We start from the raw sequence: 16,211 nt of genomic DNA on the forward strand, positions 1-16,211 counted from the left end.
TATCGCGACCTTTGAACTTCCGCGCCTCGGGGCGCGTCCAGGGCAGCTATAGCAGGCTTCGGACGCCTTTTCGACGCGTCTGGCGTCCGGCGCGTTTTTCGACCGGCGCGCGCGGCTCTAAAAGCCGAAGAAATCCGGCTCTTCGCCGTGATACTTGCGAAAATCGGTGGGAGAGAGCTGCTTTCGGCACGATCGAGACAGATACGGCATATACCGCTTGAGACAATTTTCCATCTCGAAAATGAAGACGGTGTTGCCGCCGCAGAAGCGGTAAGCGTCGGGGGCGCAGGCGTCCTGCTCGACCGCCATATCGTCGGCCGTGTTGCCTGCCCAGGTGTTCACGGCGAGCGCAGGCGTAGCGCCGCTCAGCGCGCATAGCAGCGCAACTAATATGGTTTTTTGCACGGGAGCCTCGCCGCCAGCAGTGACCGCAACTTCCAACGCCGAAACTGCGTCAAGCGGGACAGTTTGACAAGAGCGGATGCGCTTGCCGTAGCGTCCGAGACTGCGGCACTTGTTCGAGGCGGCTCTGCCGCTTATAGACGTCGGCGACGATGCGATACGCCTAATCTCCGCAATTTGCGGCGCTAATGGTCAAAGCCATGCTCGATACAACCGAAATTCTTATCTTTGCCGGGGTCGGCCTGGTCTTTGCCTTGGGCCTTCTTGCATTCTGCAAATGGTCGGGCGCGGCCGTCCAGCGGATCGCCGCCTATGCGCTGATTGCGCTATGCTTTCTCTACGTCGGCTTCGCCTTTCGCGCTGAAGAGTCCGGCCCCTGGGTTGGCGTCGAAATGACCGGCGTCGCCGTTTTCGGCACGCTCGCCGGCATGTCGATCATCGGCTCGCCCTGGTGGGTCGTCGCGGGCTTCGCGCTGCATCCGCTCTATGCGATTTACTTTCACTATATCGGCGCCGCCGCGCAATTCGCCCCTGCGCCCTTCGTCGTCGCCAATGCGGCGTTCGACGTCGCGATGGCGCTTTTCGTCGCTTATGCCGCTCTGCGTGGCGGGCGCAAGAGCGTGACGCGCGCCGAGGACACGTCTAAGAAGGAGGCGCCGCAGCGCAGACTCGCCGCGCGCGCCCAGCATCGTTCGCAAAGCCGCGACGCCGGAGGTCCAGCGTGAACGCGTCCGCGGACTTCTCCTTACGCTATGACTGGGGCGTCGAAGAGATCGTCGCCATTCATGATCAGCCGCTGCTCGATCTCGTCGCGCAGGCGAACGCCGTTCATCGCCGCTTTCACGACGTCAATGACGTGCAGAAGGCGGCGCTGCTGTCGATCAAGACCGGCGGCTGTCCGGAAGACTGCTCCTATTGCCCGCAATCGGCGCATCACCGCGAGGTGAAGCTCGACCGCGTCGATCTCTTGGAGACGGCGGAGGTCCTCGGCGCCGCAAAGACCGCCAGAGAGGCCGGCGCCGATCGCTTCTGCATGGGCGCCGCTTGGCGCTCGGCGCCCGAGGGCAAGCGCTTCGACGCCGTGCTCGACATGGTGCGCGGCGTGCGCGCGCTCGGCATGGAGGCCTGCGTCACGCTCGGCATGATCAACGAGTCGCAAGCGAAGCGCCTCGTCGACGCCGGACTCACCGCCTACAACCATAATCTCGACACCGGGCCTGAATTCTACAACGAGATCATCACCACCCGCACCTATCAGGACCGTCTCGACACGCTCAAGGCCGTGCGCGGCGCGGGGCTCGAGATGTGCTGCGGCGGCATTATCGGCATGGGCGAAAGCGTGAAAGATCGCGCCGGCATGTTGCAGACGCTGGCGTCTTTCGATCCGCATCCGGAAAGCGTGCCGATCAACGCGCTGGTCGCCGTTGAGGGCACGCCGCTCGCCGGGCGCGCGCAGATCGACCCGCTCGATCTCGTGCGCATGATCGCGACGACGCGCATCGTCATGCCGAAGGCGCGGGTGCGGCTCTCGGCCGGCCGCTCGTCGCTGTCGCGTGAAGCGCAAATTCTCTGCCTCGTCGCTGGCGCCAATTCGATCTTCTATGGCGAGAAGCTGCTGACGACGGGCAACGCCGGCGTCAATGAAGACGATGCGCTGTTCGCCGCGCTTGCGGCGCGCGAGGGGCGGGCGCCCGCCGCGCCTTAAGAGTCCTCGGCTGGGCCGAAGATCGCCTCGAAATTCCTGCGCAGCGCGGCGTCGACGGTAGGCATGTCCGCCGCCACGCCGAGGTCCGAAAGGCTCGTGACGCCAAGATGGGCGTCGCGCACGCCGCAGGGCGCGATGCCGGAAAAATGCGTCAGATCCGGCGCGACATTGAGCGCGACGCCGTGAAAGCTCACCCATTGCCGCAGGCGCACGCCGATGGCGGCGATCTTGTCTTCCGCCATTTCGCCGCCCCGTCCCTTGGTCTTCTCCGGCCGCTCGACCCAGACGCCGACGCGCCCGGCGCGCCGCTCGCCCGTGACGCCGAAATCGGCGAGCGTCGCGATGATCCATGATTCAAGCGCGCAGACGAAGGCGCGCACGTCGCGCTGGCGCCGCGAAAGATCGAGCATGACGTAAGCGACGCGCTGTCCTGGCCCGTGATAGGTGAATTGCCCGCCGCGTCCGGTGCGATGTACGGGAAAGCGCGCCTCAAGCAGATCCTGCTCCTTCGCCGAGGAGCCGCCGGTGTAGATCGGCGGATGTTCCAGCAGCCAGACGCATTCGCGCGCCTCGCCCGAAGCGATCGCCGCGGCGCGCGCCTCCATGAAGGCCACCGCCTCCTCATAGGGGACAAGATCGTCGCTGACGCGCCATTCGACCGGCGGCGCGTTAGGGCGCAGACGCATGACGGCGTCTCGGGAGTGATGAGAAGGCGGACAAGGCGTTTCAGTCATTCGGCCGAACTAAGCCCATCAAGCGCGCCGAGACGCGCATTCCGGCGAAACTGAATCTCGGCGATTGCTTCACGCCTAGAGCGTTTCGCGAGCAGCCTCTGTATAAGGGCAAGCATTTTTCGAATAGCGACCGTAACAAGCGCGTTGAATTGGATGCCTGGTCGCGGCTCAGCTTCAATTCTATCCCCTTGTTCATTCACGCGCCGGTCGCAACTGCGTGCAATGATTAGCGCAAAGCAGGAGAACGCAATGGTTTACTTGTTCGAGTTTTTCGCAATCGATGCCGCCGGCCAACGCCTTTCTCTAAATGCGACGAAACGTCGTGTAAAGACGGCGGCTCTCGCGGACGCCTATGGGCAGACAATGATGCGCGATGTCTTCTATGACAATCAAAAGGCCACCATCTGCGTCATTAAGGATCAAGTCGGGCATACGCTTCGTGAAGTGCTTGCGAACGCCTGAAAGTCACAAAAGAGAAGTTCGTCCCGCCAAGGCGATCGGCGCGCCGCAAATGTAAGGCGCGTCCCTACGAGCAAAGAGCGAGCCGGGCGGATTACGCGTTCGCCGCTTGTCATCTGGGAGCCGATTTGTTAGACGCAGCGCGCCGGCGCTTCGCGTTAAGCGGAGCGTCCTTGCGGCCGTGGCGGAATTGGTAGACGCGCTAGCTTGAGGTGCTAGTTGGGCAACCAGTGGAGGTTCGAGTCCTCTCGGCCGCACCAAGGTTAGCGCCATAAAAGCGCCCAGAGTTCGCGCGGCCGATTGCGGCGCCGCAGCGGGCAAACATCAGCCACATTCCCCATTGCAATATCGTTGCGCTGGCGCTTGGTCAGTGCAAGCCGCCTGCTCGATCTTCGCAAATGAGCGCGCCGCGCGCCTTTTTCGCAGACGCGAGGCGTTCGACGCCGCTCTTTGGTTCGACGGCGCCCGGAGAGGGAAGCATGGCTGTGTCGTTAAGAGACCGCAGGCCGCCGCCAAAGGCCGACACTATCGAGACGCGCGCCCGCTATGCCTGGCATGATATCGAAGGCGACAGGCGCATGGCGTCGCCGCGGCCGGCGGGTTCGCGCCAGTCCTACGCAACGGCGTCCGATCGCAACTTCGAAAGGGTCGAGCGCTTCTTCTACATTGGCGCTGCGGCGCTTGTCGTCGTCGGCACCGCCATTGTCGTCGGCTCCGCCTTCTGGGGCGAGCTTCCGCAAAATGGCGATCCCGCAGATTCGATGACGCCTCAAAAAATAGCGCCTTCCGCGCCGCGCGGCGCGCAAAGCCTGGCGCATCCGGGAGCGCCGGCCGCCAATTTGCGATCGCATGAACAGCCGCCTTCGATCATCGCCGGACCGGTGGGGCCGACAGCGTCGCCAGAACGCGCGGCGCCCACGCAGGACGGCGCGGAATCGGCGCCGGGCGCCCAAACGTCGAACCCGCTCGCGTCATCCATCGCGAACCTCGAACTCGAGCCGGAATTTCTCAGCGACGGCATCGCGGGAAAGCGCAGAGCGGCGCGCCGCATGGCGGAAGATGAGGCGTCAGCGGCGGCGAACGTCGCGGGTGAACAGGAGCCGCCCGCGTCCGAAGCGCGAACCGGCAAATGCTACGTCAGAATTTCGGGGCGCGTGGTCAACAGCGGCGTCTGTCAGATCTCGCGAAAAGGCGGCGCGGTAGTCTTCCAATATTCCGGTCAGACGCTGACGCTTTCTCCGGCCAGGGGAAAAGCCTGGTCTGCGGCGCTCGGCGGCAAAAATCTCGGAAACGTTTACAAGAGCGGCTCCTGCTGGGGTTCAAAGAGCACCTATATCTGCGACCGCGGCTAAGCGGCGCGGAAGTCATAAGACAAGCAGCGCTTCCGGATCACATTGCGCTAAGGCTCGCCGGATTTCGGCGGCTCTTGCACGCCACGTTCATGCTCATGCGCCTGCGGCGCCTGCCTGGCCTTTGGTCCAAGCGTTTTGGCGATGATAGGTTCTGTCGTCGAGGTCCAATCCGGACCGGCGGCGACGATCGGGGTCGGCGCGTCTCCGGGCGTGATGTGGACGAGCGAATAGCCGCGCTTTTTCAGTTCGCGCAGAAATTCCGGCAGCATCTGCGCGGTGATCCCCTGCGAATCGTGGAAGAGCACGATGCCTTTGCGGTTCTTTTCGAGCCGCGACAGCACGAGATCGAGTTCGGCCTTGGGCGTCATATGCGACCAGTCCGAGGCCCACAAATCCGAGCCGAAGATTGTGTAGCCGCGCGCCGTAAGGTCGGCGACGAGCGCGGGCGTATCGGCGAAGCCGGGAAAGCGGAAGAAGGGCGCGGCCGTCGCGCCGAGCGCCTTGTTCACGGCGGCGATCCCCTTGTCGATGTCGGCCTTGGCGGCGTCCTCGCTCATCAGCCTCAGGGTCTTGTCGGGATGGCTGTAGGAATGGTGAGCGATGGTGTGGCCGTCCGCGGCGGCGCGCTTCACCAGAGCGGGCAGGCTTTCCGCATTCCGGCCAATCAGAAAGAAGGTCACGCGCGCGCATTCCTTAGCGAGCGCGTCGAGCACTTGCGGCGTGGGCGACGCCGGTCCGTCATCGAATGTCAGCACAACCTCATGGTCGCGCAAATCCAGCGTGCGCGGATAACTTTGCAGGCCGACCGCCGTTCCCTTGGCGCGGTCGATTTCGATGATGCGCGACACGCCAAGCGCGTCGGGTCCGCAGGTCCGTTCCGCGGCGGCGGCGTCGCGCGGGGCGTTAGAAACGCTGGCGGCGGTTAAAACCCCCAGCAGCACGAGCGCGAACCGCTGGAGGGGAGCGTCGACTGTCGCTTTGGCTCTTTTCAGCAATGGAAAAATGGCGGTCATGACGGCTTGCCGGTTTGATTTCTCGCGCCCTCGGGTTAAGAGCGCGACCATAATATAGCGCGGGGCCGCCAATGCCGCTCGATCATGAAGATACGGCGACCGCCGCCGAGGACTTCCGCGACGGCGGAGAGGCGTCTCTCAGCCGGGAATTCGTTCTCGACGTCGAAGGCGCGATTGCGCTGGGCGACTCGGAGCGCGTTCACGAACTCGTCGGCGACCTCCATGAGGCGGACCTTGGCGCTCTGCTTGAGCGCTTAAGCCACGAAGCGCGACCGCGACTTGTCGAACTGATGGGCGCGGACTTCGACTTTACGGCCCTGATGGAGGTCGGCGAAGCGACCCGCGAGGAAATCCTCGACGAACTCCCGGTCGAGACCCTCGTCGAAGGCGTGCGCGACCTCGAAAGCGACGACGCCGTCGCCATTCTCGAAGGTCTGGAGCCAAAAGAACAGGCGGAGGTCCTCGACGCGCTCCCGGCGCAAGAGCGGATCGTCCTGCGTCGCTCGCTGGACTATCCGGAGGATTCCGCCGGGCGCCTGATGCAGACGACGTTTGTCGCGGCGCCCCCTTTCTGGACCGCGGGGCGCGTGCTCGATTTCTTTCGAGAATGTGGTGAAGAGAATCTGCCGGAGAGCTTTTTCGAAGTCTTCGTCGTCGATCCCGGCTACCGTTTGCTCGGGACCGTTTTCCTCGACGCTCTGGTGCGGGCCAAGCCAAGCGTGCGGCTCGATGACATCATGCAGGAGGATCGGCGGCGGGTGATGGCGACCGAGGACGGCGCCGAGGCGGCGCGGCTCTTCGAGCGCTACAATCTCGTTTCCGTTCCGGTTGTCGATGAATCTGAACGGCTCGTCGGCGTTCTCACCATCGACGACATCGTTGACGTCATTCAGGAGCAGGCGTCGGACGAGATCCTGGCGCTCGGCGGCGTGAACCCCGAAGAAGAGCTGACCGACAATTTCTGGTGGATCGCGCGGAGCCGCTTTACTTGGCTCTCGGTCAATATGCTGACCGCCTTCATCACCTCCAGCGTGCTCAAGCACTTTCAGTTGCAGCTGGAGCAAATGGTGGCGCTGGCGGTGCTGGGACCGATCGTCGCGGGACAGGGCGGCAATTCCGCGACCCAGACCATGACCGTCGCCGTTCGGGCGCTCGCCACCCGCGAGCTGACCCGCGCCAACGCCGTGCGGATTATTTTCCGGGAGCTGGCCATCGGCGCGGTCAATGGCGCGGCCTTTGGCCTCGTGACCGGCATCGTCGCCGCCAACTGGTTCAATAATGTTGGGCTTGGGCCTGTTATCGCCATGGCGATGTTCACGAATCTGGTCGCTGGCGCACTTGGCGGCATCGTCGTGCCGCTTGCGTTCGACAAGCTGAAGTTCGATCCTGCCGTCGCTTCGGGGCCTTTCGTGACGACCATCACCGACGTGGTCGGCTACGGGGCGTTCCTTACAATCGCCAGTATGTGGTTCCATTTGGGTTGAGGCGTTTGGGGCGTTTACGCTCCGTTACCGCCTGCGGAGATAATTTGGCGAAATGCGCCCGTTCAAATATTTTCCCCTGCTTTCCTCCGCCCTCGTGTGCGCCGTATCGGCCGCGGCGACCCTCGCCGGCTGCGGCAGCTCCTATGATCCGAGCTTTTCGCGCCGGCCGCGGTTCCAGACCAGCGCGCCGCTGATCAATCCCAAGCGCGACCCAAGCTTTCTCGCCTACGCCGTGCCGGAGAACGATCTCCATAAATTCCCGGCGACGCGCAGCGCCGAATTCGCCGTCCACGGCATCGACGTCTCGAAATATCAGGGGAATATCGACTGGGAGCAGGTCAAGGACTCTGGCGTCTCCTTCGCCTTCATCAAGGCCACGGAAGGCGGCGACCGGGTCGACTCGAAATTCGCCTATAATTGGGCCGCGGCGAAGGCCGCCGGCGTGCCGCGCGGCGCCTATCACTTCGTTTACTGGTGCCGCCGGCCGCATGAAGAGATTGGCAATTTCGCCAGCGTCGTGCCGAATGAGCCCGACGCGCTGCCGCCGGTGCTCGATGTCGAGGCGACGCCGACGTCGGGAACCTGCAAACGCACGCTTTATCGCGAGGAAGTGCTGCGCGACATGAAGGACATGCTCACGCAGATGGAGCGCCATTACGGCAAGAAGCCGATCATCTATTCCTCGGTCGACTTCTATCAGGCGATCCTGCACTCCGACGCGCTGTCCGAATATCCGATCTGGGTGCGTTCGACGAAATATCACCCACAGGTGCGTTACGGCGACCGCAAGTGGACTTTTTGGCAGTATCGCTCGGACGGGCGCGTGCCGGGCATCACCGGCGCGGTGGACCAGAACACGTTCAATGGCTCAGCCGATCACTGGCGAAGCTGGCTCGCGCATCAGACCGGCCTGGCGGCGGCGCCGGTCGCGGCGCGGCCCGCCGACGATCGCGGCGGGAAGCAGCTCATCGAGGAAGATCCGGCGATGCTGTCGGGCGGCGAAAAGAACGCCTATGACAAGGCGGCGAGCGGCCCCGTCCCGCCGGCAGCCGTCCAATAGGGAAAGCCGCAGCGCCCGATCGCCTTGGTGAAAGCCCTCGCCGGGGTAGCCATCGGGCGAGATTTCGCGTATAGGCGCAACGCCAGTTTCCGCCGCGCGGCGCTCCCGTCCGCGGCCCTTCCATTTAGAGAGAGAATAAATGGCCGTTCCGAAGAGAAAAACCTCGCCCATGAAGCGGGGATTCCGTCGCTCCGCCGACGCCCTCAAGGCGCCGACCTATATCGAAGACAAGGATTCCGGCGAGCTCCGCCGGCCGCATCACGTCGACCTCAAGTCCGGCATGTATCGTGGCCGTCAGGTGCTGAAGCCGAAATCCGTCGAGGAATAATCCCTCCGACGAGTGAGGAAATGAAAGCGGGCCGCGAGGCTCGCTTTTTTGTTTTCGAACGCTCATGCGGGCCTTATTCATTCCAGGCGGTCGGGGATCGCTCAGGCTACGCGAAGGTTTGCAAGGCCGTCCTTGCCGGGTAGGATCCTGCGGAGGAAATGCTCGTGAATAGCGTTGATATATCTATAGTCACTTTTTTTGCGACATTGCTTGCAGGTATATTTGGATTTTCTGTTACACTACGGCTCAAAGAGAGCTGGCTTGATGGAGTATCAAGGGATCAGTTTAAAGCAGTAAGAAACATGATTGCTTCACTGCTTGCGGTGTGTCTCGGCTTTTTATTGGTAACGGCTAAAAACAATTTTGATAAGAAGGTTGACGAGGTCAGAACGCAAGCGTCCAAGGTCGTTTTGTTGCATCGCGTGTTGGATTTGTTTGGCGACGAAGCCAACGAAGCGAGAACAAAAATCATGCGCACTGTGCAGGGTCAGATTGATCTATTGCAGGTCGCGAGCGGCAATAACATCGATCAAAAGGAGGCTTTTAAAAAAGCCAAGATCGATTCATTTCGCGAAGCAGTGCTCAATTTAGATGCGAAAGATGAGAAAAAATCATGGGCGAAGACGGCTGCGCTTAATTTAACCCAAGAAATTTCCGGCATAAGATGGAAAATCTATAACGACTTGAACGCCAACATACCGCTGGAGGTGGTCATATTCCTGATCGCTCTGCTCGTGACGGTTTTCTTTAATTTCGGCGTCATTTCGCACCATCATTGGACAGCAGCGCTTGGGCTTGTTACGGCCTCCTTATGCGTGTCCGGGGCAATCTTTCTGCTGGTGGAGCTCGATCGGCCATTCCAGGGATTTTTCACTGTTCCAACCGACCCTCTGAAATCTGCGGTCGATATTATCAAGACTGGCTAGGTCAACAGAGGGCGGCCAGCAGAGCCGCGCCTTTGCCGTGGCCGGACAGATTTCGCCAGCGTTGATCAGCGCCGCTGTTGAGCGGACGCGAGCAGCGGCAGCAGCAGCGCGCGCGGCGTCGCCGCCGCACCCCAAACGAACATCCGGTTGACGAGGCCCGGCACGATGACGCGCTTGCCGGCCATCAGCCCTTCATAGCCCTGGCGCGCGACTTCCGCCGCCGGCAGCATCGCCGGCTTGATCGCCGTCATAAAGCCGGAGAGATCCATCCCGGCGCGCGCCTGGAAGCCGGTCTGCACCGGACCGGGACACAGGCACGCGACCTTCACCCCCAGCGGCTTCAATTCCTGCGACAGCGCTTCGCTGAAGGAGCGCACATAGGCCTTGGTGGCGTAATAGACCGCGAAGCCCGGTCCCGGCATGAAGGCCGCGACCGAGGCGACGTTGAGCACGCCGCCCTTCACCGCGACGATCGCCGGCAGAAAGCGCAAGGTCAGCGCGGTGAGCGCGCGCATGTTGAGATCGACGATCGCGAGCTGCTCGGCGGCGTCGAGCTCGATGGCGCGGCCCATGAGGCCAAATCCGGCGTTGTTGACCAGGAAGCGCGGGGCGGCGCCGGCCTCCGCGAGACGCTCCGACAGAACGTCTGCGGCGCCTTGCTCGGTAAGATCGAGCTCGATGGGGAGCGGGCGAACGGCGCCATTGGCGGCGATTTCGTCGGCCAGAGCTTCCAGCCGGTCGCCGCGACGGGCGACGAGCGCAACTTCATGGCCGTTGGCGGCGAAGATGCGGGCAAGCGCCGCGCCAATGCCGTCGGACGCGCCGGTGATGACCGCGACGGGGCGCGTCACCGGCCGTCACCCTTGCTTGGCGACCAGGGGCCGGTCGGCGCAGGGACGGCGGCCTCGCGGAACTCGCGGCGCAGCTCGACGCGTTCGCGGGTCGAGACGCCAAGCAATTCGGCGACGCGCCAGACGACGTTCTCCTCGAATTCATGCACCGCGCCATCGGCATGCGCCATGTCCCAAAGCATGCCGATGATCTGGCGGCGCCCGTCCTCATCGAGCCGGCGCTTCAGAACGCTGGTAAAGCGATAGAGGTCGACGGCGTCGCGCTCGCTCGCCTGCGCGGCGTCGATCAATTCGGCCGCGTCGTCCCCCTGGAGATTGAAGCGCGCCTCGACGAGCTGCCGGATGCGGGCCTTCTCCTTGTCGTCGAATTGCCCGTCGACCGAGGCGATATGGACGAGAAGCGCGGCGGCGGCGAGCTGATAGTCCGCGGCCTCAAAGGCCTTCGGACGCTCGGCCTCGCCGGTGAGTTCGTTGATGAAGTTTTTGAGCGCTGAGAACATGGGCGGCGAAGCTAGCGGGACGGGAGCTGCGTTGCAAATCCGTAGAGAGCAGGAGAGAGGGGAGGGGTAGGTGGGTCGACGCGCGCTCCTATCGCGCAGAAGCTTGACCGCCACACGAACAAGGGCGCCCGACTACTAGCGGACAGAATTTCACCGCCCGACGGATTGCTCCCATCACCAAGCCCGGCTTGCTGTTTCGTTCACTGTCAGACAGAGTGAAGAACCGAGGGCAATCGGCTGGCGGAATTAAACAAGGCTTTTCCGAGATTACGAGCAAACCCTTAGATCCCCAGTATAACGCAGTGCTCGCGCAGGCAATCGTTGACACGGTGCGCGACCCTTTGCTGGTGCTTGACTGCCATTTCAGCGTAACCGCGGCGAGCCGATCTTTTTTCCATGTTTTTGAAGCGCGCCCCGAAGACGTCATCGGACATTCCGTTTATGAGATCTTACACGGCTGTTTCAAGATCCCGCGCCTCGTTTCGCTTTTAAATAAGGTCTTGCCCGAGCACGTCGCCGCGGAAGACTTTGAAATCGACGCTGTCTTTCCGCGCGTCGGGCGGCGCGCCCTGATTGTGAACGCGCGAGAAGTCTTCTTTGTTGGCAACACTCACAAAGCTATTTTGCTCTCTTTCGTAGACGAGACCCATCGGCGCTTAATTGAGAAGGAAAAAGAGTCCCTCTACAACGAAACCCGGAGGCTGCTTCGCGAGAAAGAAGTGCTGCTGCTCGAAATGCAGCACCGCATTTTCAACAGTTTGCAGATCATTGCGAACATTCTCATGATGAAGACCCGCATTACGACGTCCGAAGAGGCGCGGCGCCATCTCGAGGACGCCTATTCACGCGTGATGTCGGTCGCGTCGTTGCAGAGGCATATTGATACTGCAGGGCGATCGGATCTGGTCGAAGTTGTTCCCTATCTGACGACCCTATGCGATGGCCTTGCGGCCTCGGTGATTGGCGAAGAGAAAAGGATAACCCTCAATTATGCCTTCGACAGCGCCCTTATTCCTCCGACGGAAGCGGTAAGCATCGGCTTGATCGTGACGGAGACGGTTATCAACGCTGTGAAATATGCCTTTCCTGAGAAGCGTCCCGACGCGGAAATTCTCGTCAGATACGAGACCTCCGGCGCCAACTGGCGGCTGACCGTGTCGGATAACGGCGTCGGCAAGCAAAAAGAGAATGGCGCGGCGCCCCACGAGGGCCTAGGCAGCACGCTGGTAAAAGCGTTGACACAACAGATCAAAGCGCAGATCGAAACAGTGAGCAGTCCGAAAGGACTGACTGTGTCAATCACACATGCTTCATTTAGCCCAAACCCTGCCTGACGCGGTTCTTTCTTCCTTCGCCAAGGGGAATGTCCCGCGTCGTCGCCCGATTCATCCCGAGCAGACTAACTCAGTGACAATCCAGCTGTATTGCTGAGCGCTCACACGACTGCCCATCGCCATTGGCGAACGCCGCCACAGAATGACCGAAATTACCGGTCAAAGGCGACATTCTTTACATTCCGAAAAGCAAGTGATGGCAAGGTCTCGGCTCAGCAAAGACGTTCGGCGGCTATAGGCCGGAGCATTCTCTGGTCGGCAACAGGACATGGGAACTCCAAAACTATGATCATGGACGATGGGATTGCCGATGCCGGCGATAGAAACGAGGAAGCTCTGCTTGGGCTTCGGTCGGGGCGTCTCAACCGCCGGTCGTTTCTGGTCGGCTCCGCCGCCGGTCTCGGCGCGGCGGGGCTCGCAGGTTGCGTGTCGTCCGACGACATGATGCGCGCCGAAGCGGCGAAGCTTTACGGGCCGGTTCCCAACGACAAATTCGCGATCCCGGCGGTCGATATCAGCAGGGTCGATCCGAAATATTTTCGCCAGAAAGTGCGCTACGACAGCAAGGAAGCGCCCGGCACGATCATCGTCGATCCTGGCAAATTCCATCTTTACCGCATCGAAGGCGACGGAATGGCCACCCGCTATGGCGCCAATGTCAGCCGCCCCGGGTTCCTGTGGAGTGGTGAAGTCTATGTCGGGCGCAAGGCCGAGTGGCCCACCTGGACGCCGCCCAAGGAGATGATCGCCCGCCAGCCAGAGGCGCGCAAATATGCCGGCGGCATGCCGGGAGGTCTGGAGAATCCGCTCGGCGCCCGTGTGCTGTATCTTTATAAAAACGGCGTCTACACGGTTTACACGATCTACAGCACCAGCGACCCCGATACGCTCGGGCAGGGCATCACGAGCGGCTGTACGGGTCTTCTCAGTCAGGACATGCTTGACCTCTATGCGCGAACGCCGGTCAAGACGAAGGTGGTCATGCTGCCGGCATAGCCAACGGCGTCAGGCTCCTTTTCTAGGCAACGCCAATCCTAGGACCTGAGCGACGACGCCGTCGTCAGCTCTTGATACGCCTGCGGCAGCAAACGCGCGAGCAGCGCCCCCCACGCGCGCTGTCCGCTGTCGCCGGCGATCAGGTCCTGGCGGATCTCGACCTCGACGTGGAGTAGGCCGCGTCGCTCGCCATGCACCGGAATGGTGTAATCCGACTCATCGGTCACGCTATAGGGCTCATTGTCGCCGACGATGAGTCCGTCTTCGCGTCTGAGCGAAGCGATCAGCAGATCGGCGAAACGCGCGTCGCGATTGTACAGCACGCCGGCATGCCAGGGCCGCGCCGCGCCCATGTAGACCGGCGTAAAACTATGCATCGCGATTAACGCCGCCGGCCGGCCCTCCCGCCATCGCCGATCAAGCTCGGCTTTGATCCGATCATGATAGGGCTGGAAAATCTCGCGCAGCCGCGCGTCCTTCTGGCCTTCGCTCAAACCGACGTTTCCAGGGATCGGGGTAAACTCGCTGATTTCGGGGATTGACGTCTCCGACCCCGGCGCGCGGTTGCAGTCGATGACCAGGCGGGAATAGTTCTGCTGCACCAAAGTGGCGTCGAGCGCGTCCGCGACGAAGCGGGACACCTTGGCGACGCCAATGTCCCAGGCGATGTGGCGCGCCAATTCGCTTTCCGGAACGCCGAGCCGCCCGAGCGCGCGCGGGAGGGAATTGCCCGCGTGATCGACCACGATCAGCAATGGCGAGAGGCCGTTTTCATTATGCACCGTGATCGGCGCCGGGTCATCGGCCGCCAACAGCCTGTATGGCGTTCCAGTCATGGGCGTTCTCTTCGTTGGAGCGGCGACGGCGCGATGCGATAAACGCGTCCTGTTCCTGGCGTGGAAATTGCGTGCTATCCGAGCTTGTATTATCCGCAACTTGGATCAGCGCGGGACCGAAATGCCGATTCTCACCGTCCGACACGTCACGACTTACCATTATGCGCAGCCTGTGGCGTTCGGCGAGCACCGGATGATGCTGCGTCCGCGCGACGACGACGACCAAATCGTGCTCGAGTCCGAACTCGAAATTACGCCCGCGCCGAGCCAAATCTCCTGGACGCGGGATATTTTCGGCAATCATGTCGCGACGGCCCGTTTCGCGGAACGCGCCTGCGAGCTTCGGTTCGAAAGCACCATGCGTCTCCGCCACGCGCCGACCGACTTCAACGAAGCCGATATTGAGGACTTTGCGCGGAGCCATCCGTTTGCTTACGGCGAAGGAGAGAGGCGCGATCTCGAGCGCTTCCTCACGCCACAGTCGCAGCATCCCCGGCTCCATCGCTGGGCCGCCGCGTTCCTGCGTGAGGACGGCTCGGCCGACACTCACAAGCTTCTCGTCGATATGACGCAGACCATTAATCGGACCTTCAAGCATGTGGCGCGACATGAGAAGGGCGTGCAGGATCCGGTCCAGACTTTGGAGCTGGCGAGTGGAAGTTGTCGCGACCTTGCGACGCTGATGATCGCGGCGCTGCGCGCGCTTGGAATCGCCGCGCGATTCGTCTCCGGATATCTGCATCTTGACGATGACGACGATGACGACATCGGGGGCAACACCCATGCCTGGGTCCAGGCCTATATCGCCGGCCCTGGCTGGGTTGACTTCGATCCATCGAGCGGCATGTTCGGGAATCGGAACTTGGTGCGCATCGCGGTCGTGGATGAGCCAAGGAAAGCGATTCCGCTGCAAGGAACATGGATCGGGACGGCGTCCGACCATCTCGCCATGAAGGTCGCCGTCAAGGTCGCCGCTGCTGCGGACGCCGAATGCGGTGCTCTCATGAGCGCGGGAGGATAATGCCCGACCGTTGCGACGGCTCCGCTTGTTCGAGCAGAGGAGGCTTTCCCGATGAAGATTCGCGCCGGCTACGAAATCACCTATGACTGCCCGCAGCCGACGCCGATGATTCTGACGCTGAGCGTCCATCCGTCACGCCTCGCTGATGTGCTGACCGCGGATCGTATGCGCCTCGATCCGCCCATCCCCGCCAACACCTATCACGACAGTTTCGGCAATTTCTGCCATGTGATCCGCGCGCCTGCAGGCCGGCTCACAATGTCCTCGGACTTTCTTGTTCAGGACGACGGGAAGCCCGATTCAATCGCCCTCGAGGCCGAGCAGCATGCGCTCGAAGACCTGCCGGTGGAGGTTTTGATTTATCTGCTCGGCAGCCGCTACTGCGAGACCGATCGCCTATCGGATTTGGCATGGTCGCTTTTCGGTCAGGTTCCGAAGGGTTGGCCGCTGGCGCAGGCGATCTGTGACTATGTCCACGATCGCCTCGCGTTCGATTACCAGCATGCGAGTTCAACAAGAACAGCGTGGGACGCGAATACAGAGCAACGCGGCGTGTGCCGCGACTTTGCCCATCTCGCCGTCGCCTTGTGCCGCTGCATGAATATTCCAGCGCGTTACTGCACCGGCTATCTTGGAGACATCGGCGTGCCGCCGGACGACGCCGCGATGGATTTCAGCGCCTGGTTCGAAGTCTATCTCGGCGGCCGCTGGCACACGTTCGACGCGCGCCACAACACCCCGCGAATCGGGCGCATCCTGATTGCGCGCGGACGCGATGCGACCGACGTCGCGATGGTGACCTCATTTGGCCCCTGCACGCTCGCGAGCTTCAAGGTTATCACCGAGGAGGTCGCGCCGGCGCCGGCGTACCGGAATTGACATAAACGCATCTTTATATCTTTATTGCCTTCCTCTTCCACCCTTGCTATAGACTCGCACGGGGTCGCTGGGCTGACCGGCGGGCTGCATTTGGCTGAACCGTTCCATGTTGTGTCGTCCCTGGCAGGCCGCAGGCCTGACCGGGAATCCAGAGCCGACCGGAAATGCTGGCGTTGCTCTGGATTCCCGATCGCTTCGCTCGCGAAGCGTCGGGAATGACATTCGAGGGGTTCGACTGAGACCAGGGACATCCGGGGGTCGCCAAGGAAGGCTTTGCTCGGATACCCAATCGCTTCGCGATGCGAAGCGTCGGGAATGACATCCGAGACCA

General features: G+C 62.0%; 18 protein-coding genes and 1 tRNA gene. 13 read left to right on the top strand and 6 right to left on the bottom strand.

The genetic code is table 11. The features are described from left to right. Nucleotides 1–117: 117 nt before the first annotated feature. A complete protein-coding gene (locus tag EHO51_RS00340; protein ID WP_124737221.1) occupies nucleotides 118–405 on the bottom strand; it encodes a hypothetical protein in 288 nt (95 codons plus the stop codon). Between the two features lie 185 nt (nucleotides 406–590). Here EHO51_RS00340 and EHO51_RS00345 point away from each other — a divergent pair, with 185 nt between their 5' ends. Next, nucleotides 591–1,127 carry a PTS sugar transporter subunit IIA gene (locus EHO51_RS00345; protein ID WP_124737222.1) on the top strand — a complete coding sequence of 179 codons (537 nt, stop codon included), beginning with the start codon at nucleotides 591–593 and terminating at the stop codon, nucleotides 1,125–1,127. Beyond that, the gene (gene bioB, locus EHO51_RS00350) at nucleotides 1,124–2,107 is read left to right on the top strand and encodes a biotin synthase BioB (RefSeq protein ID WP_124737223.1); all 984 of its coding nucleotides are present in this window, start codon (nucleotides 1,124–1,126) and stop codon (nucleotides 2,105–2,107) included. Before EHO51_RS00345 ends, bioB begins: the two co-directional genes overlap by 4 nt. On the opposite strand, the gene lipB is transcribed toward bioB, so the two are convergent. Then, the gene (gene lipB, locus EHO51_RS00355; protein ID WP_164479313.1) at nucleotides 2,104–2,841 is read right to left on the bottom strand and encodes a lipoyl(octanoyl) transferase LipB; all 738 of its coding nucleotides are present in this window, start codon (nucleotides 2,839–2,841) and stop codon (nucleotides 2,104–2,106) included. The genes bioB and lipB overlap by 4 nt on opposite strands. Before the next feature lie 249 nt (nucleotides 2,842–3,090). On the opposite strand from lipB, the gene EHO51_RS00360 reads away from it, so the two are divergent. The 3 genes from EHO51_RS00360 (at nucleotide 3,091) to EHO51_RS00370 (ending at nucleotide 4,652) form a co-directional block, all read left to right on the top strand. Beyond that, nucleotides 3,091–3,303, top strand: coding sequence for a hypothetical protein (locus tag EHO51_RS00360; protein WP_124737225.1), 213 nt, complete (start codon nucleotides 3,091–3,093; stop codon nucleotides 3,301–3,303). A 172-nt stretch (nucleotides 3,304–3,475) separates the two neighbouring features. Further along, nucleotides 3,476–3,560: transfer RNA gene (locus EHO51_RS00365), tRNA-Leu, on the top strand. A 138-nt stretch (nucleotides 3,561–3,698) separates the two neighbouring features. Then, nucleotides 3,699–4,652, top strand: a complete 954-nt coding sequence (locus EHO51_RS00370) for a hypothetical protein (protein WP_245434677.1) — start codon at nucleotides 3,699–3,701, stop codon at nucleotides 4,650–4,652. A gap of 47 nt (nucleotides 4,653–4,699) precedes the next feature. Here EHO51_RS00370 and EHO51_RS00375 read toward each other — a convergent pair whose 3' ends face one another. Further along, on the bottom strand, nucleotides 4,700–5,716 hold the full coding sequence (locus EHO51_RS00375; RefSeq protein ID WP_124739978.1) for a polysaccharide deacetylase family protein: 1,017 nt from the start codon (nucleotides 5,714–5,716) through the stop codon (nucleotides 4,700–4,702). Nucleotides 5,717–5,736: 20 nt separating this feature from the next. On the opposite strand from EHO51_RS00375, the gene mgtE reads away from it, so the two are divergent. From mgtE to EHO51_RS00395, 4 genes are all read left to right on the top strand, one after another. Then, entirely contained in the window at nucleotides 5,737–7,149 is a 1,413-nt protein-coding gene (mgtE, locus tag EHO51_RS00380; protein ID WP_124737226.1) for a magnesium transporter, read from the top strand. 52 nt (nucleotides 7,150–7,201) lie between these two features. Continuing rightward, nucleotides 7,202–8,209 carry a glycoside hydrolase family 25 protein gene (locus tag EHO51_RS00385; protein WP_109025803.1) on the top strand — a complete coding sequence of 336 codons (1,008 nt, stop codon included), beginning with the start codon at nucleotides 7,202–7,204 and terminating at the stop codon, nucleotides 8,207–8,209. Nucleotides 8,210–8,348: 139 nt separating this feature from the next. After that, nucleotides 8,349–8,537, top strand: coding sequence for a 50S ribosomal protein L32 (gene rpmF, locus EHO51_RS00390; protein WP_014891260.1), 189 nt, complete (start codon nucleotides 8,349–8,351; stop codon nucleotides 8,535–8,537). Between the two features lie 158 nt (nucleotides 8,538–8,695). After that, nucleotides 8,696–9,463 carry a DUF4239 domain-containing protein gene (locus tag EHO51_RS00395; protein WP_245434678.1) on the top strand — a complete coding sequence of 256 codons (768 nt, stop codon included), beginning with the start codon at nucleotides 8,696–8,698 and terminating at the stop codon, nucleotides 9,461–9,463. A gap of 65 nt (nucleotides 9,464–9,528) precedes the next feature. Here the strand turns inward: EHO51_RS00395 and EHO51_RS00400 are convergent, their stop codons facing one another. Both EHO51_RS00400 and EHO51_RS00405 read right to left on the bottom strand, forming a co-directional pair. Then, on the bottom strand, nucleotides 9,529–10,314 hold the full coding sequence (locus EHO51_RS00400; protein WP_124737227.1) for an SDR family NAD(P)-dependent oxidoreductase: 786 nt from the start codon (nucleotides 10,312–10,314) through the stop codon (nucleotides 9,529–9,531). After that, a complete protein-coding gene (locus EHO51_RS00405) occupies nucleotides 10,311–10,814 on the bottom strand; it encodes a TerB family tellurite resistance protein (RefSeq protein WP_124737228.1) in 504 nt (167 codons plus the stop codon). Before EHO51_RS00405 ends, EHO51_RS00400 begins: the two co-directional genes overlap by 4 nt. Before the next feature lie 188 nt (nucleotides 10,815–11,002). Between EHO51_RS00405 and EHO51_RS00410 the strand changes: the two genes are divergently transcribed. Continuing rightward, nucleotides 11,003–12,148 carry a histidine kinase dimerization/phosphoacceptor domain -containing protein gene (locus EHO51_RS00410; protein WP_245434679.1) on the top strand — a complete coding sequence of 382 codons (1,146 nt, stop codon included), beginning with the start codon at nucleotides 11,003–11,005 and terminating at the stop codon, nucleotides 12,146–12,148. A 285-nt stretch (nucleotides 12,149–12,433) separates the two neighbouring features. Continuing rightward, nucleotides 12,434–13,144: a L,D-transpeptidase gene (locus EHO51_RS00415; protein WP_124737229.1), complete on the top strand. Its 711-nt coding sequence runs from the start codon at nucleotides 12,434–12,436 to the stop codon at nucleotides 13,142–13,144. A gap of 38 nt (nucleotides 13,145–13,182) precedes the next feature. Here the strand turns inward: EHO51_RS00415 and EHO51_RS00420 are convergent, their stop codons facing one another. After that, complete coding sequence (locus EHO51_RS00420; protein ID WP_124737230.1) at nucleotides 13,183–13,980, bottom strand: N-formylglutamate amidohydrolase; 798 nt, start codon at nucleotides 13,978–13,980, stop codon at nucleotides 13,183–13,185. A 121-nt stretch (nucleotides 13,981–14,101) separates the two neighbouring features. Here EHO51_RS00420 and EHO51_RS00425 point away from each other — a divergent pair, with 121 nt between their 5' ends. Together EHO51_RS00425 and EHO51_RS00430 are read left to right on the top strand one after the other, a co-directional pair. Continuing rightward, nucleotides 14,102–15,001: a transglutaminase family protein gene (locus tag EHO51_RS00425; protein ID WP_164479314.1), complete on the top strand. Its 900-nt coding sequence runs from the start codon at nucleotides 14,102–14,104 to the stop codon at nucleotides 14,999–15,001. Nucleotides 15,002–15,052: 51 nt separating this feature from the next. Then, nucleotides 15,053–15,880, top strand: coding sequence for a transglutaminase-like domain-containing protein (locus tag EHO51_RS00430; protein WP_124737232.1), 828 nt, complete (start codon nucleotides 15,053–15,055; stop codon nucleotides 15,878–15,880). The last annotated feature ends 331 nt before the right edge of the window (nucleotides 15,881–16,211 follow it).

Origin of the sequence: Methylocystis rosea (assembly GCF_003855495.1) — a bacterium.
GTDB classification, from domain to species: domain Bacteria; phylum Pseudomonadota; class Alphaproteobacteria; order Rhizobiales; family Beijerinckiaceae; genus Methylocystis; species Methylocystis rosea_A.

Coding starts and splice junctions, on each gene's coding strand:
- rpmF (WP_014891260.1), top strand. CDS start 8,349: ATGGCCGTTCCGAAGAGAAAAACCTCGCCCATGAAGCGGGGATTCCGT.
- EHO51_RS00375 (WP_124739978.1), bottom strand. CDS start 5,716: ATGGTCGCGCTCTTAACCCGAGGGCGCGAGAAATCAAACCGGCAAGCC.
- lipB (WP_164479313.1), bottom strand. CDS start 2,841: ATGACTGAAACGCCTTGTCCGCCTTCTCATCACTCCCGAGACGCCGTC.
- EHO51_RS00385 (WP_109025803.1), top strand. CDS start 7,202: ATGCGCCCGTTCAAATATTTTCCCCTGCTTTCCTCCGCCCTCGTGTGC.
- mgtE (WP_124737226.1), top strand. CDS start 5,737: ATGCCGCTCGATCATGAAGATACGGCGACCGCCGCCGAGGACTTCCGC.
- EHO51_RS00370 (WP_245434677.1), top strand. CDS start 3,699: ATGAGCGCGCCGCGCGCCTTTTTCGCAGACGCGAGGCGTTCGACGCCG.
- EHO51_RS00415 (WP_124737229.1), top strand. CDS start 12,434: ATGATCATGGACGATGGGATTGCCGATGCCGGCGATAGAAACGAGGAA.
- EHO51_RS00395 (WP_245434678.1), top strand. CDS start 8,696: ATGCTCGTGAATAGCGTTGATATATCTATAGTCACTTTTTTTGCGACA.
- EHO51_RS00425 (WP_164479314.1), top strand. CDS start 14,102: ATGCCGATTCTCACCGTCCGACACGTCACGACTTACCATTATGCGCAG.
- EHO51_RS00405 (WP_124737228.1), bottom strand. CDS start 10,814: ATGTTCTCAGCGCTCAAAAACTTCATCAACGAACTCACCGGCGAGGCC.
- EHO51_RS00345 (WP_124737222.1), top strand. CDS start 591: ATGGTCAAAGCCATGCTCGATACAACCGAAATTCTTATCTTTGCCGGG.
- EHO51_RS00430 (WP_124737232.1), top strand. CDS start 15,053: ATGAAGATTCGCGCCGGCTACGAAATCACCTATGACTGCCCGCAGCCG.
- EHO51_RS00420 (WP_124737230.1), bottom strand. CDS start 13,980: ATGACTGGAACGCCATACAGGCTGTTGGCGGCCGATGACCCGGCGCCG.
- EHO51_RS00360 (WP_124737225.1), top strand. CDS start 3,091: ATGGTTTACTTGTTCGAGTTTTTCGCAATCGATGCCGCCGGCCAACGC.